This window comes from Streptomyces sp. URMC 127, from assembly GCF_051386535.1.
In the GTDB taxonomy this organism is placed as follows: Bacteria; Actinomycetota; Actinomycetes; order Streptomycetales; family Streptomycetaceae; genus Streptomyces.
The window spans coordinates 1-3569 of the sequence record NZ_JBPQTW010000366.1 but is presented as its reverse complement, the minus strand read 5'-3'; the positions used below and the strand labels follow the sequence as shown (position 1 = coordinate 3569).

Below are 3569 nucleotides of genomic sequence, written 5' to 3'. Positions count from 1 at the left end.
AGGCGGGGCAGGTCCTCGACGGGCACAGCGCGGGGCTGCTGGTGGTCGCCGCGCGGGCGGGCGGGTACGCGCGGGGCCGCACGCTGCTGTTCGTCCTGTGGCCCGGCGACGTCCGCGGCGTGCGCCGTACGCGCCTGACCACGCTGGACGAGACGCGGCCGCAGGCCCGCGTCGAGCTGCGCGACGCGCAGGCCGTCCTTCTCGGGGAGGCGGACGGGGATGTGAACGGCGGCCCGGACAGCGGGGTGCCGCAGGCGCTGGCCCGGCTGGGTGCGGGCGTGGCGGCGCTGCTGGCCGCGGAGGCCGTCGGCGCCGCGGACCGGGCGCTGGAGCGGACGGTCGAACACGTACAGGCCCGCGAGCAGTTCGGCCGGCCGATCGGCTCCTTCCAGGCCGTCAAGCACCGCCTTGCCGACCTGTACGTGTCCCTGCAGGCCGCGCGCTCGGCGGCCTACTACGCGGCGTGGGCCGCGGGGGCCGGGCCGGCCGCACCGGACGGCGGCCCACGCCCTTCCGGCGGGGATCCGGGAGACGCGGGGGACGCGGGAGTCGCGCTCGCGCAGGCGCTGGAGACGCTGCAGGCGGTAGCGGCGGAGGCCGTCCAGTTGCACGGAGGCATCGGGGTGACGTGGGAGCACGACGTCCAGCTGTACTTCAAACGGGCTGCTTCGGACGCCCTGCTCTTCGGCCCGCCGGAGCGGCTGCGGGCCCGGGCCGCGGAGCTCGCCGGACTGTTTGCCGGCCGGGCGGACCGGGAAGCGGTGGCTCCGTGAAGGGCGCCGCGGCGAAGCGCGTGGAGCGCATGGTGCAGCGGGTCTCCTCGACCCGTACGTTCGCGAGGATCGCGCCGCACTGCGTCCCGGCCCTGGACCGTGCGGTGCACCGGCTGACGGGCGGCAGGACGCTGCTGAGCGCCCGGCTGCTGCCCGGCGTGGTGCTCACGTCGACGGGCGCCCGTACGGGGCTGCCGCGGCGCACTCCGCTCGCCTGCATGCCGGAGGGGCCGAGGTCCGCGCCTCCGGTCGCGTGGCTGCTCGTGGGGAGCAATTTCGGGCGCCCGGGTCACCCGGCGTGGTCGGCGAACCTGCTGGCGCACCCCGAGGCGGAGATCAGCTGGAAGGGGCGGGACGTGCCGGTGCGGGCACGGCTGCTGCGCGGCGCCGAGCGGGAGGCCGCGTGGGCGGACGTGGTGGCGTTCTGGCCGCCGTACGCGCGGTACCAGGCGCGCGTGGAGCGGGAGATCCGGCTGTTCCGGCTGGAGCGGCGGTGAAGGGGCCGGCGGTGTGATGGTCCGGCGCCGGTGACGGGCCGGTAGCGGTGACAGGCCGGCAGTAAGGAGTGACCGGCCGGTATCGCCGGCGTACAGAAAGGTGAACCGGCGGAGAGGTGTGGAAATCACGGCGGCGGGCCCCCTCCGGGCCCGGCCGGTGGGGGCCCGCCGCTGCGATGACAGGACGTGCAGGGGTACGGACGCGCAGGCGTACGAAGCGCGGGAGCGGGCGCCGGAACAGGTGCCGGAGCGCTACCTCGTCGGCTTCTTGCCCGTGATGCCCAGGTGGACGAGGAGGGCGAGGTTCGGCTTGAGCTCGGCCTGCTTCACGCCCCAGCTCTGGAAGCCCTTCTGGTGCGAGGCCACCGCGGCGAGCATGGCGACGAGCGACCCGGCGACGGCCGCGGGGTTGACGTCCTTGTCCACCTTGGACTTGGCCTGGAGCTCCTTGACGGAGTCCGTGAGGGAGCTGGTGACGGCGTTGAGGATCTTCATGCGGATCTTGTAGAACCGCTTGTCGCCCTCGGCCGCCCCGAGGTCGACCACCCGGAGGATGGCGTCGTGCTTGCGCCAGAAGCCGAGGAAGCCGTCCACGAGCTCCTCGGCGGCCTGCCAGCCGGACTTGCCGACCCAGGAGCGCCCGGCGACGAGCTCGGTCAGGCTCGCGCCCTCCTTCGCCATCTCCTCGGCGATCTCGAGGACCGCGCCCTCGACGTCGGGGAAGTACTGGTAGAAGGTCGCGGGCGAGGTGCCGGCCTTGCGGGCGACGTCGATGACCTTGACGTCGCGGTAGGGAGAGGAGCTGAGCATTTCGCTGAGGCAGTCGAGCAGCTTCTGCCGCGTCGCCTGGCCGCGCCGACCGGCCACGCGGCCGTCGACGGTGCGTACTTGTCCTGTCATGCCGTCAGCTTACCGAGGGGTGATCGGAGCGCGATTCGGCCGCATGCAAATGGGGGCAGGGGTCCGAAGAGGGGTGTAAGGCCAGCTCAGGCGGTATGCGGGAGGCCGTGGGAAGATCGCCGGGGATTGGCCCGTACCGGTGAATCCTCTTATCAACAGGCTGTGGACAACGCTCGCCGGAGACCCTTCGCACGATTGTCCACAGGTGCTCCGGAAGACCCCGTCCGCCCGCTACGGTGGCAGCCGTGACACACCCCGCGGGCCGTGGCGGAAGCTCCCGGGGGCAGCGGCGGACCGCCCACGGGAAGCGGGGTCGGGAGGCGCGGGACGAGTCGTTCCGCATGTGGTGGAGAGAAGGTGAAGCGCGACCCGGTTTCGCCACCGCGTCGTTCGCCAGGAAGAATCAGCATGCGTACCCCGGGATAATTCGCGGTGAGACGCTGCACGGGGCTGAAACCCTTCAAGCCCCGACGGGGAGGTGGCAGGTCAGTGGTGGAGCAGCTTACGCAGCACGACCCGAGACGGATCGGCCCGTTCGAGGTGCTCGGCCGACTCGGTGCCGGTGGCATGGGGCTGGTCTATCTCGCCCGCTCGGCGTCCGGCCGGCGGGTGGCGATCAAGACGGTGCGCACGGAGCTCGCCGAGGATCAGCTCTTCCGCGTCCGCTTCACCCGTGAGGTGGAGGCGGCCCGCGCGGTCAGCGGCTTCTACACCGCGGCCGTCGTCGACGCCGACCCGCGCGCCGCCGTGCCCTGGCTCGCCACCGCCTACGTGCCCGCGCCCTCCCTGGAGGAGATCGTCAACGAGTGCGGGCCCCTGCCCGCGCAGGCCGTGCGCTGGCTCGCGGCCGGCATCGCCGAAGCGCTGCAGTCCATCCACGGCGCCGGCCTCGTCCACCGCGACCTGAAGCCGTCGAACGTGCTGGTCGTGGAGGACGGCCCGCGCGTCATCGACTTCGGCATCGCCTCCGGCGTCTCCAACACCCGGCTGACGATGACCAACGTCGCCGTCGGCACGCCCGCCTACATGTCGCCCGAGCAGGCCCGCGACTCCCGCAGCGTCACCGGCTCCAGCGACATCTTCTCCCTCGGCTCCACCCTCGTCTTCGCCGCCACCGGCCACGCCCCCTTCCACGGCGCCAACCCCGTGGAGACGGTCTTCATGCTGCTCCGCGAGGGCCCCGACCTGAGCGGCCTGCCCGACGAGCTGCGGCCCCTGATCGACTCGTGCATGCAGATGGCCGCCGAGCACCGGCCCAGCCCCGCCGACCTGCAGGCCGAGCTCGCCCCGCACCTCTTCGCCTCCGGCGGGGGCGACGACAGCGGCACGGCCTCCGCCTGGCTGCCGGACAACGCCGTCTCGCTCATCGAGCAGCGCCGCGCGGGCCGCTGGCCCGCGC

4 protein-coding genes are annotated in these 3569 nt (G+C 73.3%); 3 read left to right on the top strand and 1 reads right to left on the bottom strand.

The genetic code is table 11. From position 1 onward, the window contains the following. Both ACSNOH_RS33985 and ACSNOH_RS33980 read left to right on the top strand, forming a co-directional pair. Positions 1-773: acyl-CoA dehydrogenase family protein (locus ACSNOH_RS33985; RefSeq protein WP_436725305.1), on the top strand; the 773-nt coding region annotated here is incomplete at its 5' end. Between the two features lie 29 nt (positions 774-802). Next, complete coding sequence (locus ACSNOH_RS33980; protein ID WP_436725306.1) at positions 803-1270, top strand: nitroreductase family deazaflavin-dependent oxidoreductase; 468 nt, start codon at positions 803-805, stop codon at positions 1268-1270. 252 nt (positions 1271-1522) lie between these two features. Here the strand turns inward: ACSNOH_RS33980 and ACSNOH_RS33975 are convergent, their stop codons facing one another. Beyond that, complete coding sequence (locus tag ACSNOH_RS33975) at positions 1523-2170, bottom strand: TetR family transcriptional regulator (protein ID WP_436725304.1); 648 nt, start codon at positions 2168-2170, stop codon at positions 1523-1525. 489 nt (positions 2171-2659) lie between these two features. Between ACSNOH_RS33975 and ACSNOH_RS33970 the strand changes: the two genes are divergently transcribed. Beyond that, positions 2660-3569: serine/threonine-protein kinase (locus tag ACSNOH_RS33970; RefSeq protein WP_436725303.1), on the top strand; the 910-nt coding region annotated here is incomplete at its 3' end.

What these genes read in the sequence shown, in the direction of transcription:
- ACSNOH_RS33980 (WP_436725306.1), top strand. Translation starts at nt 803, where the DNA reads ATGGTGCAGCGGGTCTCCTCGACCCGTACGTTCGCGAGGATCGCGCCG.
- ACSNOH_RS33975 (WP_436725304.1), bottom strand. Translation starts at nt 2,170, where the DNA reads ATGACAGGACAAGTACGCACCGTCGACGGCCGCGTGGCCGGTCGGCGC.